Annotated in this window: 13 protein-coding genes; 10 read left to right on the plus strand and 3 right to left on the minus strand. The window is 57.4% G+C overall.

What is annotated here, in order from left to right; genetic code table 11:
• Nucleotides 1–356: 356 nt before the first annotated feature.
• Nucleotides 357–2,312, minus strand: a complete 1,956-nt coding sequence (locus tag SLW74_RS21420; protein WP_065991612.1) for a putative bifunctional diguanylate cyclase/phosphodiesterase — start codon at nucleotides 2,310–2,312, stop codon at nucleotides 357–359.
• A 428-nt stretch (nucleotides 2,313–2,740) separates the two neighbouring features.
• Between SLW74_RS21420 and SLW74_RS21425 the strand changes: the two genes are divergently transcribed.
• The 4 genes from SLW74_RS21425 (at nucleotide 2,741) to SLW74_RS21440 (ending at nucleotide 8,655) form a co-directional block, all read left to right on the plus strand.
• Nucleotides 2,741–3,055, plus strand: coding sequence for a hypothetical protein (locus tag SLW74_RS21425; protein ID WP_410930027.1), 315 nt, complete (start codon nucleotides 2,741–2,743; stop codon nucleotides 3,053–3,055).
• 395 nt (nucleotides 3,056–3,450) lie between these two features.
• A complete protein-coding gene (locus SLW74_RS21430) occupies nucleotides 3,451–3,675 on the plus strand; it encodes a DUF6555 family protein (protein WP_192131449.1) in 225 nt (74 codons plus the stop codon).
• Between the two features lie 305 nt (nucleotides 3,676–3,980).
• Nucleotides 3,981–5,330, plus strand: a complete 1,350-nt coding sequence (locus tag SLW74_RS21435) for an APC family permease (protein WP_410930028.1) — start codon at nucleotides 3,981–3,983, stop codon at nucleotides 5,328–5,330.
• 493 nt (nucleotides 5,331–5,823) lie between these two features.
• Nucleotides 5,824–8,655 (plus strand): type VI secretion system tip protein VgrG, encoded by a 2,832-nt coding sequence (locus tag SLW74_RS21440; RefSeq protein WP_410930029.1) that lies wholly within the window; start codon nucleotides 5,824–5,826, stop codon nucleotides 8,653–8,655.
• 55 nt (nucleotides 8,656–8,710) lie between these two features.
• On the opposite strand, the gene SLW74_RS21445 is transcribed toward SLW74_RS21440, so the two are convergent.
• Nucleotides 8,711–8,974 (minus strand): hypothetical protein, encoded by a 264-nt coding sequence (locus SLW74_RS21445; RefSeq protein WP_410930030.1) that lies wholly within the window; start codon nucleotides 8,972–8,974, stop codon nucleotides 8,711–8,713.
• Between the two features lie 37 nt (nucleotides 8,975–9,011).
• Between SLW74_RS21445 and SLW74_RS21450 the strand changes: the two genes are divergently transcribed.
• From SLW74_RS21450 to SLW74_RS21475, 6 genes are all read left to right on the plus strand, one after another.
• Complete coding sequence (locus tag SLW74_RS21450) at nucleotides 9,012–13,103, plus strand: RHS repeat-associated core domain-containing protein (RefSeq protein WP_410930031.1); 4,092 nt, start codon at nucleotides 9,012–9,014, stop codon at nucleotides 13,101–13,103.
• Nucleotides 13,104–13,340: 237 nt separating this feature from the next.
• The gene (locus tag SLW74_RS21455) at nucleotides 13,341–13,793 is read left to right on the plus strand and encodes a hypothetical protein (RefSeq protein ID WP_065991617.1); all 453 of its coding nucleotides are present in this window, start codon (nucleotides 13,341–13,343) and stop codon (nucleotides 13,791–13,793) included.
• Nucleotides 13,794–14,124: 331 nt separating this feature from the next.
• A complete protein-coding gene (locus SLW74_RS21460) occupies nucleotides 14,125–14,517 on the plus strand; it encodes a hypothetical protein (protein WP_410930032.1) in 393 nt (130 codons plus the stop codon).
• Nucleotides 14,518–14,580: 63 nt separating this feature from the next.
• Nucleotides 14,581–14,928 (plus strand): hypothetical protein, encoded by a 348-nt coding sequence (locus SLW74_RS21465; protein ID WP_410930033.1) that lies wholly within the window; start codon nucleotides 14,581–14,583, stop codon nucleotides 14,926–14,928.
• Between the two features lie 417 nt (nucleotides 14,929–15,345).
• Complete coding sequence (locus SLW74_RS21470; RefSeq protein ID WP_410930034.1) at nucleotides 15,346–15,681, plus strand: hypothetical protein; 336 nt, start codon at nucleotides 15,346–15,348, stop codon at nucleotides 15,679–15,681.
• A gap of 759 nt (nucleotides 15,682–16,440) precedes the next feature.
• The gene (locus tag SLW74_RS21475) at nucleotides 16,441–16,593 is read left to right on the plus strand and encodes a hypothetical protein (protein WP_410930035.1); all 153 of its coding nucleotides are present in this window, start codon (nucleotides 16,441–16,443) and stop codon (nucleotides 16,591–16,593) included.
• 298 nt (nucleotides 16,594–16,891) lie between these two features.
• Here SLW74_RS21475 and SLW74_RS21480 read toward each other — a convergent pair whose 3' ends face one another.
• A complete protein-coding gene (locus SLW74_RS21480) occupies nucleotides 16,892–18,022 on the minus strand; it encodes an SMP-30/gluconolactonase/LRE family protein (RefSeq protein ID WP_410930036.1) in 1,131 nt (376 codons plus the stop codon).
• Nucleotides 18,023–18,168: the final 146 nt, after the last annotated feature.

Consider the following 18,168-nt stretch of genomic DNA (forward strand, 5'->3'; position numbering starts at 1 on the left):
CTGGGCACTGCGGACAGACTGGATGCCGAGGATCAGACGTCTTCAGGCAGAACGCTCCCCAGCAATAACCGCGAAGTGATCATTTCAAATCGCAATGCGGTGGGCATTCTGGGCACGCTGCACCAGACCCTCAACGACACGACCCAGGTCATCGCCGACGTCGCCACCTCTTTCAGCACGCGCCACGTTGACACCCGCGAAGAGCAATTTGCCGCCCAGGTGCGGGACTTCCAGGAAGACTCACGCCGCTTCATTGGCTTGGCCATGATGAAAGTCCAGCAAAGCGCCTGATCGGCAACGCCCGGTGCCCTCCTGTCAGCAGCGATGAGCGCCGCTGTTGCCCTCCCAGGCCGATTTCACAGAACAACCGCCGCCACGGGCATGCTCGGCGTTGAGCCGATCCACTCCAGCGTCTGCTCAAGGGGCATCGGCCTGGAGAACAGGTAGCCCTGAACCAGCGTGCAGCCGAGGGTCCGCAACGCCTCCAGCTCCGCCTCGGTTTCAACACCTTCACTGACGCACTGCAATTCCATGTCCTGACTCAGGGCCAGCAATGATTTGACGATCTTGAAACTGGCGGCGTTCTGGTGAATGTCGGTGATGAACGAGCGATCGATCTTCAGCTTGGTCAGCGGCAAGGCGTGGAGCTGGCTCAGGCTTGAGTAGCCGGTGCCGAAGTCGTCCAGGGAAATGCCGCAACCCAGTTCACGAAAGGCATTGATCGCCCGTTGTGCCTGAACGAGGTCTTTGATGACGGCGGTTTCAGTGATTTCCAGGTCCAGCCGCGAGGCGTCGAATCCGCTCTGGCGGATCACCTTGATCAACTGTTCGACAGCGTCCATCGACGAGCAATCGTGGGCCGACAGGTTGAACGCCAGCCGGACATCTGCGGGCCATAACTGCGCCGCGTGCAGCGCTTTTTCAAGCAGCGGCGGCGTCAGTCGGTTGATCAGGCCGATTCGCTCGGCCACGCCGATGAAGTGCCCCGGCGCGACGCTGCCCAGCTTTGGACTCACCCACCGGGCCAGCGCTTCGAACGCCACCGTTCTGGAGGTGCGGATGTCGACGATCGGCTGAAACACCAGGGTGAATTCTTCCGCAACATTGGCCTGGCGCAGGCCCTGCTCGGTCAGCATGTCGCGCTTGAGGCGCTGATGCTGACTCGGCGAGAAAATGCACAGCTCGCCAGGTGTTTCGCGCTTGCTGGTATAGAGCGCGTAATCGGCGAATTCATACGCCTCGGTCGAGTTGCTCGCCAGGTCCGGAAACACCACCAGACCCATGGAGGCGCTAATGCTGACGTGAATATCGCCGATCACGAAGGGCTGACGCATGGCGCGGCACAGCGACTCACCCTGTTTGATCAACTCACTTTCGTCACCGGCCCTGACGATGATGAGCCCGAACTCATCGCCGCCCAGTCGGGCCACGTGCAGTTGCTCGCTGGCAAACGCCCGCAATCGCTGGCCGACCTGACGCAACAGCTTGTCGCCTATGCCGTGGCCATAAGAGTCGTTGATCGGCTTGAAACCGTCCAGATCGATCATCCCCACCGCCAGCCGCGTGTCGCCGTGCCGCGCCTGTTTGAGCGCACGATCGAGCAAGGTGAAAAACTGCCGTCGGTTGGGCAGGCCGGTCAGGCTGTCTTCGTTAGCCAGCCGTTGATTGTCGTCGCTGAGCTTTTCCGTGCGGATCTGCATGTTCACCAGCCGGGTGAACTCGCCGTAGTGGTTCTGCAGCACCACGATCATCGCCAGCGAGACAAGGAACACGTTGGCGGCCATGGCGGTGTAGGTAGCGTTGCCGGCATTGGCAAAAAACGCCACGAAGGCGATGTTGACCACCGCCGTGGTCATCATCGCCGAGGAGGGCAGGTGCATCAGGCAGAAGATGCAGACGATCACCGTGATCGCCATGTAGAAGGCCACATGGGACTTGGTGTAGGTGTCACCGTAGGGAAACAGCAACAGCGCCCAGATCGTAAAGCCGAACGCAATGACCACCGTGACCTGATTGGTGCGGGTCAGTTTCTTGAAGATCTGCTCGGTGGTCAGGGTCTGACTGCGGCTCTGCCACCAGAGGACCGCGCGTACGGTACCCACCAGGGTCAGCAACAGCGGGATGTACACCGTCAGCCACAGCGGCGCGACGCCGTAATGGGTGGCGGCCAGGGCCAGAGTATTGATCAGCAGAATGACGTACATCATCGGCAGCTGCCTGGACAGCGCGATGTATTGCGCTTCCATCAGTCGCGTGTTGTCTCGCTGGACGCAGACCAGCGCTTTCAATCGATCTAGAGACGGGAATTTCATAAATAGGGACCCAACACGCGCAATTTCAAAAGAACGACCACCCCACAACTTGCAGCGCTGCAAAACGTTATGACTGTCCCGGGCTATCGGCGGCGCGGTGAGATTCTGTAACAGCGTGGTGCTTGCCACCCGGGCGTTTTATCACCGTGGGCTCTTGGCTGCCGGGCCTGCGTTGAAGAGTGGGGCGTAGGGGGAGGCAACTTGCTACGGGGCGAGTTGCGTTGCTACGGCCTACCCATTGGAACGGATGTCCGCGGGGATGGGTTCAGCCTGACCAGGGCTCGGCTGACGAACGGCGCAACCAACGAAGCGACGACAGGGCCCGTATCAACGGGGCGCCGATCTGACGGGGTCGCTGAATCATTCGCTGCCGCCCCAGTCAATGCTATTGGCCATCTTCTATAACGATCAGGAAAAGGGACACGTTCATGTTTGCGCGTGGCGATGTTTATAACGAGTGGACGCAATCACCAGCGAGTGATGAGAACTATACCGAAGCGGCGGAGAACGGCTGTCAGCTGGAGGTCCGGGCGCGGGCCAATGGCGACACCATTGACGTTCTGGTTTGCGTTTATGCCGCTGATGGCGAAAGGGTGGTGGAACATCTGGAGAGTCTTCCGGCGTCCGGGTGGACCCTCGAGCAAGGGCTTGTCAGGGGACGTGACCAGGCCGAGCGTATTGCCGCAGGTGACTCCGACGGCCTGCCGTTAATTGCTGATATCCGAAACTATTCGAATGAATGATTAGCGTCCGCCGGCGCACTTAATACATCTTTTTGGTGGGTGCGCTAGATCAACTAACGCGTTGAAACAGCCATTAAACCGCTCGTCTCGAAATTTCAAATTCACGATGAACATCCTTCAGCCAACTACGGTCAACTTTTTAACGGGCCATTGTATGGCCTGTTTTATTGGCATGCATTGAATCAATGTTCTTAGCGTCCCGGTTATAACGCGGCCTGCAGCCGCCCTTGAAAGCCTGAGGCCTCGATAATGGAGACTTTCAATGCGGTCATCCCCTTAGAAGAAGCTGCCACAGACTGATCCCTGGTCTGCAGCTCCACCCTGCGCGGTGAGTCAGTCGTCCACCCAGATGGAACCCAAACAACGAAATCGACCCTGTGAACGAGATCAAGACCATGCAACATACCCAACACTACCGCATTGAATACCTTTTCCATGGCAAGCCACGATGGTTCTACGTGTGCGCCAGGCAAATGGATAACGCTGAGGCGTGGCACTGGGCTGCAGTGGACGCTGGAGTGGCCGACATCCCCAAGTACCGGAGTGACAGAGCCATCAAACTCTCCAAGCCCAAGGCCGAGCGATTGGGCATCGATGCGGTGAGTTGGAAGTCGGCTTGATTCAGATGTTTTCCCCATGGGCTACGTGTTGATTGAAGGGCGCGCGATCTAACTAAAGCCGCCCCTTGAACCTTGTTATATCCCGTTGAAACTTGCCTGCCTGTTCCAGGCTAATAGCCGGTCCTCTGTGGAAAATTCCCGTGCAGGACCGGCGTTAGTCGGGAAGAGATGAGTGGTCTGAATCTTTCACCGCTTTAAGATCACCGCTGATCGTTCCGACATTCCCACAGCCAAAACTTCCGGCGTCCAATCGGGTCAGCCTTAGACTCAAGTCCCGAACCCCGCCACACCGCCGGAGCCAGCCCATGACATCGCAGCCGCCACAACCGAGCCCAGCACTGAAACGCGCGATTACCGGGCCGATGCTCTTGCTGTTCATCCTCGGCGACGTGCTGGGCGCCGGGGTGTACGCCCTGGCCGGGACCATCGCCGGTGAAGTGGGCGGGGCGATCTTGGTGCCGCTGCTCATCGCCCTGTGCTTCGCCATGCTCACCGCAGGCTCTTACGCCGAACTGGTCACCAAATACCCTCACGCCGGTGCTTCAGCCGTGTTTGCCGGCAAGGCGTTCAAATCGCCCTTGATCTCGTTTCTGGTGGGCTTCTGCATGCTGGCAGCGGGCGTGACCAGCGCCGCAGGGTTGTCTCTGGCGTTCGCTGGCGATTACATGGCGCCCTTCATCGACCTGCCACCCCATATCGTGGCGTTGATCTTCCTGGTGGTCATCGCTTTGCTCAACGCCCGCGGCATTAAAGAATCGTTGTCCGCCAACCTGGTGATGACGGTGATCGAAGTCTCGGGCCTGCTGTTGGTGATCATCGCGGCGGTCTGGTTCTTCCGCTCCGGCGACGGTGATTTGTCCCGCGCCGTGCAATTCAAGGAGGGCGTCAACCCGGCGTTTGCGGTGCTCGGCGCGGCGTTGCTGGCGTTTTATTCGTTCGTGGGCTTCGAGACCTCGGCCAATCTGGCGGAGGAGGTGCGCAACGTGCGCACGGTCTACCCTCGCGCGTTGTTCGGTGCGCTGCTGATCGCCGGCGCGATCTACATGGGCGTCGGCATCGCGGCCGCCACCGTCATGCCTATCGAGCAGTTGGTGCATTCCTCGGCACCGTTGCTGGAAGTGGTCAAAGCGTCGAACCTCGGCATTCCTCCGCGGCTGTTCGCCTTTATTGCGCTGGTGGCCGTGGCCAATGGCGCGTTGTTGACCATGATTATGTCCAGCCGCCTGGCATATGGCATGTCGCGCCAGGGCCTGCTGCCCAACGCGCTGTCGAACGTGCTGCCTGAGCGGCGGACGCCGTGGGTGGCCATCGTCGCGACGACAGTGGTCGCGATCATCCTCACCCTGACCGGCTCGCTGGCAACACTGGCGGAAACTGTGGTCCTGCTGCTGTTGTTCGTGTTCATCAGTACCAACCTGGCCGTGCTGGTCCTGCGCAAGGACACCGTCGAGGCTGACCACTTCCGCGTGCCGACCTGGGTGCCGGTTCTGGCGATCGTGTCATGCCTGATTTTGCTGACCCAGCAAAGCGCCGAAACCTGGCTGCGCGCCGGGGCACTGATGCTGGTGGGGGTGGCGCTGTATTTCCTTGCGCGAGTGGGCGGAGCACGGCCTGCGTTCAATACCCATACGGTGGACGCCGACGCCGAGTACTGATCTGGCGCCATGGGGATCGGCGGCGCAATGTTGCCGATCTCTGCCGCATCTACCAACACCCTGCCGCACCTTGAACTTCCCGGTCATTCCCCATCGCCATCATGCGCAAGAAGTTGCGCAGTGGGCCGCCCCTGACTGCCTGCTTAGCGCCCTGCATGGGGCGTCGTTTGTGGCGTGGGGAGGAATGCGCAAGAAGTTGCGCAGGGGTGCGCAACTTCTTGCGCACATTCCCCGGGACGGTTAACCCGACGTCACCCCAAGCCCGCAAAAATCCCCCGCAAACCCTTGTGGCATAAGGGCCGCGCTCCTTCTGGCACGGCCCTTGATATCTCCGTCGTCCTCTGGTTACGCGAACAACCCTGATTGATCGCGATTCCCAGACCGCGGAGAGCACCGCCGACCCCCGGCGGCTCGCTGTCCTTCCACGCATTCGCAGCCGCTGATCGCCTCCTTTGCATCAACGTCTGCCGCCTCAGCGCACAAGGAACAAGGGATGTTCGCACCGGCCAACCAAGCCCCATTCAGCCTGACCCTCAATGGGCAGGACTCACTGTTTCAAGTGCTGTCTTTCACCGGCCGGGAGCGCCTCAACCAACCGTTCGAATTCGAGCTGGAGCTGGTCAGCGAAAAGGCCGCGCTCGATCTTGAAAGCCTGCTGCACGGGCAGACGTTTCTGCAATTGGCCGACGACGGCACCGGGATTCACGGACTGGCGTACAGCATCGCCCAGGGTGATGCCGGCAAGCGGCTGACCCGCTACCGGATTTCCCTGCGACCACAGTTGGCTTACCTGGCGCACCGGATCAACCAGCGCATTTTCCAGCAGATGACGGTGCAGCAGATCATCAGCCAGGTGCTGGAAGAGCACGGCATTCTCTCCATCGATTACCGGTTTCAGCTCGGTGCGACCTATCCCGAACGCGTCTACTGCGTGCAGTACGACGAATCTGACCTGCATTTCATCCAGCGCCTGTGCGAAGAGGAAGGGATTCACTTTCATTTTCAGCACAGCGCCAAGGGCCATCTGCTGGTGTTCGGCGATGACCAGACGGTATTCCCGAAACTGGCGCCGGTGCTCTACCAGCAGGACACCGGACTGGTCGCCGACGCCCAGGTGATCAAGCGCTTCGGTCTGCGCATGAACACCCGCACCAGCCGCACTACGCGGCGTGACTACGACTTCACCAAACCGAAGTTCCAGCTGGAAAGCAGCGCCAAAAGTGCGGCCATCCCGGACCTCGAAGATTACGATTACCCCGGCCGCTTCGCCGATCGCGAACGTGGCCGCCATCTGGCCCATCGCGCCCTGGAGCGCCACCGCAGCGACTATCGGGTGGCTGAGGGCAGCAGCGATCAACCACGCCTGGTCAGCGGCCATTTTCTTGCCCTGACCGGGCACGCCAATCCGTTGTGGAATGACCTGTGGCTGCTCACCGAGATATTCCACGAGGGCAAACAGCCGCAGGTGCTGGAAGAAGTCATCACCAGCGACGTCACCGACCTGAAAAGTGACTTCCATCAGGGCTACCGCAACCGTTTCAGCGCGACGCCCTGGGACGTGCACTACCGGCCGCCGCTGGAGCACCCGAAACCGAAGGTGCTGGGCACCCAAAGCGCGGTGGTCACCGGCCCCGAAGGTGAAGAGATTTACTGCGATCAGCACGGCCGGGTGAAGGTGCAGTTTTTCTGGGACCGCGAAGGCCAGCACAACGACAAGACCAGTTGCTGGATGCGCGTGGCCTCGAACTGGGCCAGCCAGAACTTCGGCACGATCAACCTGCCGCGGGTCGGCATGGAGGTCCTGATCACCTTCCTCGAAGGCGACCCCGACCAGCCCCTCATCACCGGTTGTCTGTACCACGGCGCTCACTTGCCGCCGTACAAGCTGCCCGATTTCAAGACCGTGGCCACGGTCAAGAGCAAAGAATACAAGGGCAGTCGCGCCAACGAATTGCGCATCGACGACACCACCAGCGAGATCAGCATTGCCCTGCGCAGCGATCACGGCGCCAGTGCCATCAACCTCGGCTACCTGACCCATCCACGGCCCGCTGGCGGCCAGCCCAGAGGCGAAGGTTTCGAGCTGCGCACCGACCGCCATGGTGCGGTCCGGGCCGCTGCGGGCTTGTTGATCACCACCGAGCCGCGTCCCAACGAATCCAGGCACCACAAGGACTTGCCGGAAACCGCAGAACGCCTGGCCACTGCCGCCGATCAGCAGGACGGCTTCGCGCTGCAAGCCAAGGCGGTGCAGGCCCAGGAACCCGGCGACCAGGATGACGTCGCCAAAGCCCTGCACGCCCAGCACCAGGGCGTGCTCGGCAGCGGTCCGGCGAACAAGAGCGCCAATGAGTTTCCGGAGTTCACCGAACCCCATCTGGTTCTCGCCAGCCCGGCCGGCATCGCCCTGACCACGCCGCGTTCAAGCCACATCGCCACCGGCGAACACCTGGCATTGAGCAGCACGGGGCACACCAGCTTTTCCGTGGGTAAACGCCTGCTGGCCAGCGCCAGCCAGGGCATGCGCCTGTTCGTGCAAAGCCTCGGCTGGCGTCTGGTGGCCGCCTCCGGTGACATCGACGTGCGCGCCCTGAAGGACAGCATCAACCTGCTGGCCAAACTCAACATCACCGCCAACGCCGAGCGCATCACCCTCACCGCCAAAACCGAGCTGGTGATTCAGGGCGGCGGCAGCGCCACCACTTACAATGCCGCCGGCATCACCCACGTCACCACCGGCCCGTACACCGCCCACGCCGCCAACTTTGCCTACACATCGGCGAAAAACCTCGCTGGCGTGTTCCCCGAGCCACCGAAGCCGGGCGAGGGCGACCTTCAGCTGTTCAACCAGTACGCGGGTCAGCAAGGCATTCAGGGTGGCGGCTTCGAGGTGATCGATGCTCTGGGCCAGCGGCTCAAAGGCTCGCTTGATGCCAAGGGTTTCGCGGCGGTTCCCGGCGCTGCACCCGGGCCTGGAAGGGTGGCCTTCGGCAAGGACCCGGCCGACACCTGGGCAGACGGCAGTTTTATCGGCACGCCCGAATGGCCGGTCATGCCGCCGAGTGCGGGCGAGGCTCCGGCGCCGTTAGACGCGGCGGTTGGTGAAGGGCTGCCGACCAAGAACTGGGATGTTGCGCACGTCATGACGGCTGCAGTTGACGCCGGGGCGGCGGGATTGGGCTTGCCGCCGCTTGCGACCGCGGCTCTGCCGATCGCTTCAGGCCTTCTGAGCGGGGTGATCAAAAGCGGGAAGCTTCCGAGCCTGCCAGTGCTGACGGTGGATGAGGACTTGCTTGAAGTGTCGGGCGGCGAGAAGTTCTCATGAGTACGGGCATTGGGGAGCGCGATGCTCAGGTGGCGATCGTTCCGCTTGATCTGATTCAGCTTGAGGACGTTGGGGCTGGCGCGGCCAATGTCGATGCCTGGCTGCAGGAGATCAGCGGCGGGGTGGTTTCGCTTGAGAGGATCAAGAGCGCTGCGGGCTTTCTGCCTGTGGTGGGCAACGTCATGGCGCTGGTCGATGCGCTGAATGACATCGTTCGGCTGGCGACGAGCGAGAAGCGTGATCCGCTGGATTGGGTCAGTTTGGGCATCAATTTGATTGGCGTGCTGCCGACGCCGCCGACCATGGCGGCGGCGCGCATGAGCTTGCGGCCGACGTTGTTTCTGGTGCGTCAGGAGATGCGTCAGGCGGGCAAGTTGGTGCTTGGAGACTCGCTGGTTGAGGTGCTGATTGGGCACCTCAACGCCGACATCGTTGGGACGCTTGATGATTTTGTGACCCAGGCGCAGGCCAAACTTGCTGGCATTCTCGATGACGCGGGGAAGCTGGGCGAAGGGGTGCTTTTTGAGATCGCTTCTGGTCTTGAAAAGTTGGTTAACCCGGGGCTAAACGCCAAGGCCGATTTGCTTGAGGCGGAGCAGTTAGTTCAGGCCGCTGGGGATCTCTGGGCCTACGATCCTCAGGCGGCGATTGGCAATATTTTTGCGGCGGCTGCGGAGGTTTGCGTTGCTGCGGGCAAGGGTGCTGTCAACGGCGCCGTTGAACATCTGTTGCCTGAAGCCGTTAAAAAAGAGGTGGTCAGACAGGCCAAATTGTTGCGCGCCATGGCGCCGGAGCTTCGGACCCAGATTACTGGTCTGGCTGATCCTGGAGTTCAGAATTCCATTGGTTCGTTGCTGCTGACGCTGGGTGATGCGGTCGTCAGTTGGCGGTCGCGCAATGGGCATGGCCAGGCCTTTAACATCAAGCCGGGGGTGGTTAATCAGGCCAAGCGCCGGGCCGGCGAAGGCAAACTTGAGAAGGTTCAGCGGGAGACGCCTGCCAAGGAGCGGCCTAACGAGCTGAAGAATTGTGCCTGTGCGGCGACCATCAAGAGCATCAGCTTTTCGATGGGCTCAGAGTCGGTCAGTCATACCGATTTCAGTCTGCCGGGGCCGTTTCCGATTGAGTGGACGCGCACCTACTGCTCGAGTCTGGATGCCTACGATCAGGACGTTATTGGTGCGCGGTGGATTACGCCGTTTACCACGCGCTTTGATTGTGTGGATGAGGGCTTGGTGTTTCATGATGCCGATGGCCGCAGCCATGAATTCCCTCTGCCCAAGGTCAAGCTGTTCCACTTCAACGCCATTGAAAACCTGACCGTTATTCGCCTCAGCAAAGATCGGTTAGTGCTGATGCGCGGCCTGGAGCACAGGGAAACCTACATCAGGCGGGGTCTGCGTTTTGTTTTGATCAACAAGGTGCTGCCCAATGGTGCCGGGGTGATGCTGCATCACGAGCATCGGCATGATGGGCATTCGGTGCTCTCTGAATTGGTGACTTATCGGGAAAAGGACGCCCGTAAAGTCCACTTGCGAATCGGCACGTTGATTGATGATCAGGGACGGTTGACGGGGCTTTGGGAAGTTCGTAACGGCGACGTCAAACGGCAACTGTGCGCTTATCAGTACGATGATTTTGGTGACCTTGTTCTGGCCCAGGACGAGAACGGCGCTGCCTGGCGCTACCAGTATCAGAACCACCTGATTACCCGCTACACCGACCGCACCAATCGTGGTTTGAATCTGCAGTGGCAAGGCACGGGCCCCGACGCGAAAGCCGTGCGCGAATGGGCTGACGACGGCAGTTTTGATACTCGGTTGGCGTGGGATGAAAACATTCGTCTCACCTACGTAACCGATGCGCTCGGTCACGAAACCCGGCATTTCTACGACAGCCTCGGCTACACCTATCGCATTTGCCACGCGGACGGGCGTTCGGAGTGGTTCTTCCGTGATGCTGCAAAAAACATCATCCGCCACGTCCACACCGACGGCAGCACGGATCGTTATCGCTACGACAAGCTGAGCAACCTGACCGAACACACCCGCGCTGATCACAGCGTGATGAATTACGCGTACGACGATAAAAGCCACCTGATCAAGATCAGCGATGGCGAAGGCGGGCTTTGGAAACGGGATTACGACCTTCGCGGGAACCTGATCGAGGCGATTGATCCCCTAGAGAACGTCACTGAATACGCCTACAACACATTCGGCCTTCCTACGGCGATCAAAGACGCCAACGGCAATACAAAGGCGTTGGCCTACAACGACGCCGGACAACTCGTTAAGTACACCGACTGCTCCGGGAAGGTAAGCGCTTGGGAGTACGACGAACGCGGCCAGATGATCCGCTTCACCGACCCGGCCGGGCATAGCACGACGTACGAGTACAAATTAGGTCAGTTGGTCCTGGTCAAGCACCCTGACAAGACCGAAGAACGTTTCAGCCGCGACGCCGAAGGTCGTTTGCTGGCTCATTCTGATGGTCTCGAACGCTGCACCACCTGGCGTTACACCGCTGCGGGATTCATCGCCGAACGCGTCGACGCCGCCGAGCAAACCCTGCGTTACCGCTGGGACAAGCTTGGCCGGCTGGTGGCGCTGGAAAACGAAAACGAACGTCGTGCTCACTTTCACTACGACCCGGTCGGCAGGCTGTTGGAAGAACGCGGCTTCGACAATCGCTGCACTCGCTATCAGTACGATCCCGAAACCGGGCGTCTTGCCGAGGTCATCAACGGCCAACGCACCATTGCGCTGTCCTTCGACCCGATGGGCCGCCTGACCGAACGCCGCGCCACGCTTGGAGAGAAATCCCAGAGCGAAACCTTTGCCTACGACGGCAATGGCCATCTGATCATGGCTACCAACGCCATCAGCAAGTTGCAATGGTTTCACGATCCGGCCGGCAACCTGCTGCGAGAGCATCAGCATTACTCGAATCTGGATAAACCACTGGTTGCCGTCTGGCAGCACGAGTACGACGAGCTCAATAACCGCGTTGCGACTATCCGTCCTGACGGCCATCGCGTCAGTTGGCTGACCTATGGCAGCGGTCATCTGCTGGGGCTGAAACTGGACGAGCACGAACTCCTCAGTTACGAGCGCGATGATCTGCATCGCGAAGTCGCCCGCCACCAGGGCAACCAACTCCTGCAAACCCAAAGCTGGGACCCGGCGGGACGCCTGCAAGAGCAACTGCTAGGACGTCCCGACGACAAAGCCACACTCATCAAACGCGCGTACACCTACGACGCCGCCGGCCAACTCACCGACATCGACGACAGCCGCCGTGGGGAGTTGAGCTACCGATACGATCCCGTCAGCCGACTAATCAATGCCACCAGCCGCCTGGGCGTGGAAACCTTCGCTTTCGACCCGGCCAGCAACCTGCTAAATGACAGCGCAGCGCCCGTCCGCCGCCCGTTAGATCCGGAGCCTGTCCGCCACAAACTGATCGACAACCTGCTACGCGACTACGCCGGCAACCACTACGAATACGACGAACGCGGTAACCAGACTGAGCGCTGGACCAACGGCCTGCGCAGCGAACTGCACTGGGACCTCTTCGATCGTCTGGTGCACTTCTGCGATCCGCGCCTCACCGTCGACTTCGGCTATGACCCCCTTGGACGGCGCCTCTACAAACTCTCAAAAGCCCACTACCGACCGCGCCCGGAAGCCGGAACCGGCTGGAACGAAAACGAACACGCCCGCAAAGAGCGCGAACTGGGCTGCGGCTTCACGCTGTACGGCTGGGATGGCGACAATCTGGCATGGGAGAGCAGCCCTCCGCCGTACGCCGGCGCACTCGGCCGCACGGTTCATTACATCCACGAACCCGGCACCTTCGTTCCCGTGGCCCAGGCCATGCGCCACGAAACCATCCGCCTGGTAAGCCAACCGACCTATCAGGGCCGCTACAACTTCAAAGAAGACCCGCTCTGGAACTACAAACCCGTCGCGCTACCAATTCATGCGTTGGCCTGGTACCAATGCGACCACCTAGGTACTCCGCAAGAAATCACCGACCAAAACGGCAACACCGCCTGGAGCGCGCAATACAAAGCGTGGGGCGAAGCAACCGAACAGCGCTCTGAATTCGCCCAACAAATCAACCTGACCAACCCGATCCGCTTCCAGGGCCAATACCACGACCACGAAACCGGCCTGCACTACAACCGGCATCGGTACTATGATCCAAGGGTCGGGCGGTTTATCAGCAAGGACCCGATTGGCTACAGTGGTGGATTAAACCTCTTCCAATACGCCCCCAACCCGACTGGTTGGATCGATCCGCTGGGACTTGCCCGTCTAAAGGGGATTACACCCAATAATCAGGGCGCCCGTACAACAGGCGAAGATGTAACCCCCCCATCGCCCCAAGTAGGTTACAGCTCCGCAGCCTGCGGGGGGCGGCGCACATCATCCTGTGATCAGTGAGCTTTACAATTCCATTCCTAGGGACAAGCGTACCGTCGCCTATCACGCCCAATGCGGAGAGGCAGACCTTCTCAGCCTTATTGCGAAGCAGCATAATGTTCAGTCCGTACCTCAGCTGAGAAAACTCGTTAAAGGCGCCACTTTTACCACTCAAAGGAATGATGGAAAGCCGTTACCTTTCTGCCCTTCCTGTTCTCGAGTAATGAAAGCCCTCGGCATCAAGGATGGAACCTTAATATGATTAACGAGATAGAAACCTTAGAGATAGAAGCCCTCGAACAACGTTTCCTTGAAGATGGCTTATCGTTCGACACAGTTAGACGTCGCTTTGGAAGATTTATGCTTGAGCTTTTCCGTAGCGGAACGCTGCGCAAGATTTATGGAGATCGGACGCCAAATCTAGTTCCCCACCTAAAAAAAGCAGTCGCTTGTAGAAAAATAGATCGACGTGAGCCGGCCATAAAAGAACTAATGAATGAATTATGGGATTTAGAAGATTTGCGTTGCGGCCCGGATGCCGATCTCTCGAATCTAGCTCGGTGTGTGCTTGTATGCTACGGGACTCAAGAAGAGTGGGCGGAGGGTGATTCTTATAAGCCGACGGCAGTCTATCTTTACTTGGTCTATTTGAAAAAGGTGATTCCTGGAGTTCGCCCGGCTCTGATTGAGTTTTTCCAGCAAACGCAGTGAACCATAGTTTCCAGCTAATGAGACGGGCCCCTTGAATCCAGTTCGGTTATAGCGAAGGCGCCTTGGGTAACGGCGCTGCGCACCCAGTGGTAAGACAGCTATACGACGACGTTCCGCCAGACGATCGATCCAAATTTCACGGGGGTTGCGGTGAAGCAGATGCACTTAGTCAGATCGCGACCCAGCACAATGTCCGGTGTGCGACTGATTTACGAGCCCTTGTGCAAGGAGGAACCTCAACGACACTTAGAAACGACGGAAAGCCGCTCGTTTTTTGCGACTCGTGTGTTCCTGTAATGAAAAGTCTCGGTGTACAGGATGGAGCTTTGAAATGACCGATGATCAAGTACTAAAAGCAATAAGGGTCATTAACGAGCGCTTGGAAGAGCAAAAACATTCCTATGACGAAGTTAGGCGCTGCTATGCAAGTTTTCTGATTAAGCTGATTGGCTCTCAAATGGTCCAAGCTCTCCCATCCGACGGGCTTGAGACCATAGTTCGGTATTTACAGCACTTCGCAGATACCGAGTTAATTGATCATGATGATGGGCATGTCCAGGAAATGGTTCATAAGCTCTGGACGATCGAGAAACACTATAGGGAGTTATGCGTGACAACATCAGGCCTCGCTCGCTTTGCGATTCACTGTGCAGCAAGTGAACAGTTAAAGGGGACGGACCCCTTTAACTATTTATCATGGTGTCGTCACTACAGATCCAAATAAAAGTCATATTGGCATCCGTAACCCCATGGATTTACCCACAGTTCGAGGGAGGCCGCACGGCTCATGAGTCACGAATATAGATTGGTTTTTCCTAATGTTCTTACCGCCCGCTGCCTCATGAGCGCTCTGAGGGTGAGTGAGTATTGCGTCCGAGCAGATCAAGAGTTTGTTTACTTGAAAGATTGCGTCTCCACGACCGAGGCAAATTACGATGCACGCTTGAGCTATGATGACCAAAATTCACTGTGGCTTGAGGTTAATTTCAAATCGTTGGCGTTATATTATCTGGTGCGCACTGCACTCGACAACGAGCCATACAAGTGCCTGAGTGATGGAGAAATTAACGAAGAAGTGGCGCTAAGCGAGGCATTCCAGCTTAGAAATCTTCATATCCCAGGTCAGGAGATTTAGACCCCAAAGAAGTTTAAGAGTTGAAGGGGGGGGATCCCTCTAACTCTCTGAATTCGCCAAAGAAGTCGGCTTGACCAATCCGATCCGATTCCAGCGGGTTCGAGTGAAGGGCTAAAGAGGACGGACCCCTTTAACTACGACTGATTTACGAGACCTTGTGCAAGGAGTTAAAAGGCGTGCGCCAACTAACGGCCAAGTAGCGCTGAATAACTCAGTACAAGTTACAGAAACATCCCAGAAACGAGTCGGGGTGGATGTAGAGAATAAGGAGTTCGTCGTACTGGATAGGATCGAAACTTACCCAAATGGAGACGAAGATTTTCATGGGCACGTACGTTGCTGGTGCGATTTGCACAGCGGACAACAATCGGCATTCAGAAAAGCTGGCATGGTAACAGGCAAAGGGAAGATCAAATAATGAGCGCTACCACCTCCCCATATAGCCAAGAGGACCTCGATGTTATGTTGCGGTCGGACGATGCGGCGGTAACTACGGATGCACTTATGTATTTGTGTTTTAACATTGATGATCCGCAATGGATTCAGCTTAAGTGCATAGAAGCAATAAAGAATCATCGCGACGAGGGCGTCAGAGGACTGGCACTGACATGCATAGGTCATGTTGCCCGCATGCACAAAGTAATCGAAAAATCTTTAGTCATGGCGGTCCTACTTGAAAAGCTAAAGCACAGGGCCTTGTCTGGTAGAGCTCAGGATGCTCTTGACGACATTGAAATCTTTATCAACCGATGACTATGTCTAAAGTGAGAGGGGCGCCCCCATTTAGTTGAGGGAGACGGACCCCTTGAACTAGTACCATATTGGTATTCGGAACCCTAAAGATTTACTTATTGTCCGGGGGAGACCACACGGATTATGAGCTATGAATTCAGATTAGTATTCGAGGACTCGCTTTCAGCTCGCCATGTCCTTGACTCGGTGAAAACCAGTACAGCATATATTGGTGCGACTGGCGAATGTATTTACTTAAAAGAACTGAGTGTGAAAAGTGAAGCAGCTTATGATGTGAGACTGACGCTAGAGGACGCTAACTCACTCTGGCTCGAAGTAGGCTTTCGTTCCCCGAATTTATACGAGTTGCTGAGGGCTGCAATTGGCACCAAACAATACAGATGCTTAGAAGGTGGGGCGCAAGATGATGAAGTTCCAATACACGAGGCCTTTCGTCTTAGGCATCCTCCAGCAGTACAGAGGAGTTGAAGGGCACGGACCCCTAGAGTTCTCACTTTAACTCTCAGAAAAACCGCACTTGCAAGATGGGCAGGTGAAAGTTGATAACTTGGAAGTCCGAAGATGAGCCATAAGGTCGGGCTCAGTGTCCAAATGAAAAAGGGAAAGCTTTCTATGTTGAAGGATGCTGCCAATGAATATTGATCCTTATAAAAGAGAATTGCTGTACAGGAAGGCTCATGGCAACAGTCTGCGTGAAAGCTATAAAAAAAGCTTAAATATTTTCTCGGTATCGACACAGAAGAAAGACATTTTCTGAGCTTGACTGAGACAGATAATATAATTAATAAGTTGGTAAAAAATGAAGAAATACCTTTGGAAAGTGCTGAATTTTCCGTTCTGGATGAATGTCTGAAGCATTTCTTATCAAAAGCAGTTGGTGACGATTATTATCTGCTGATTGACGAGGATTGACGAGGATTGGCGATATTGCGGTGCATATACCGTTCGTGGTCTTATTTTAAATATGGAATTCGAATTTAATAAATATCAAAGCGATGAAGTCAGACTGATAAGCATTGACCTTAGTGCGGAAATCACTATCGACTACATTGAAAGTTACAATGAAAAACCTTTTGAGTTTCGTGTCAGTAAATACGAACTGACTTAAATAAAAGGATTAAAGGGGTTAGCCCCCTTCAACCTCGCTCTGCAGCATTCGGAACGCAGATGTCGACGGCCGCTTGGCCGTCGTCACAACACGTGAATACCTCTACACCGCAAACCCAGTCCCACGCGTATTCACAAACAGCGAATAAATCGAGTGACTGCTCGCCATAAACAACCGATTCCCTTCACGTCCGCCGAAGCAAAGATTGGGGCAGCGCTCAGGCAACGAGATGTGCCCAATAGCCTTGCCCTGAGGATTGAATACCCGCACGCCGTCGAGTTTTTCCAGGTCGGCCTTCGGGTCGCCATTCCCACCCCAGCCGCACCACAGGTTTCCCGCTTCGTCGCACTTGATACCGTCGATGGCGGCGTAGTCCAGGCCTTCGATGTGTTTGCGGCGTTCGCCCAGTGTGCCGTCGTCTTTGATCGCGATGGCCCAAATCAGGCGGTTGGGTTTGGCGCGGCCTTCGACGACGTACAGGGTCTTTTCGTCAGGGGAGAAGCACAGGCCGTTGGGACCGGCGAGGTCGTCGATCACTCGTGTGACTTTCTTGCTCTCACCGTCGATGCGGTAGACGGCGTGGGGCTGGGTCGGGGTGATTTTGTGGCCTTCGTAGTTGTTGCTGGTCTGGAAGGGCGGGTCGCTGAACCAGATCGAGCCGTCGCTTTTGCAGGCGATGTCGTTGGGGGAGTTGAAAGGTTTGCCGTCGAAGCTGTCAGCCAGCACAGTGATCGCGCCGTTGTATTCGGTGCGGGTGATGCGCCGACCTTCGCTGGTGGTGGTGGAACCTTCGCAGACGATGAGACGGCCCTGGCGATCGCGGCACATGCCGTTGGAGAAGTTGGAATGCTCGCGGTACACCGTGAAGGTGTCGGTAATTTCATCCCAGCGCATGATGCGGTTGTTGGGGATGTCGCTGACCAGCAGATAGCGACCATCGCCGACCCAGACCGGGCCTTCGGCCCAACGCATGCCGGTGGCGAGTTTCTCCACGCTGGCGTTGAACACGCGCAGATCGAGAAAGCTGTCGTCGAGAATGTGAATGAGCGGGTCCGGGTAACGCTGGCTCAGGGGTTCCGCAGCCGACGCGAGGCGAGGAAGTGCGGCGGTGCCGACGGCAGCAAACGTGGCGGACACGGCGAGGGACTTTTTCAGGAAGCTGCGGCGGGTGTTGCCGCTTGAGCGTTCAGCGGTTTCAGCGTGTTCGGGCAAGGCGGACAGGGATGAGTCCATGTAGCGATCTCCGTTCTATTATTTTTTTACGGGGATCTAGTAATACCTCGTGATAAGACATCGTACAAGTTAATGATGGGAGGTGTATTCAGCTCGTCGCCAAAAAATATCGGTGCCCCGACCTGCCCATTCCCGGCTAAAGCCGG

This window comes from Pseudomonas sp. W5-36, assembly GCF_046540455.1.
GTDB lineage: Bacteria > Pseudomonadota > Gammaproteobacteria > Pseudomonadales > Pseudomonadaceae > Aquipseudomonas > Aquipseudomonas graminis_B.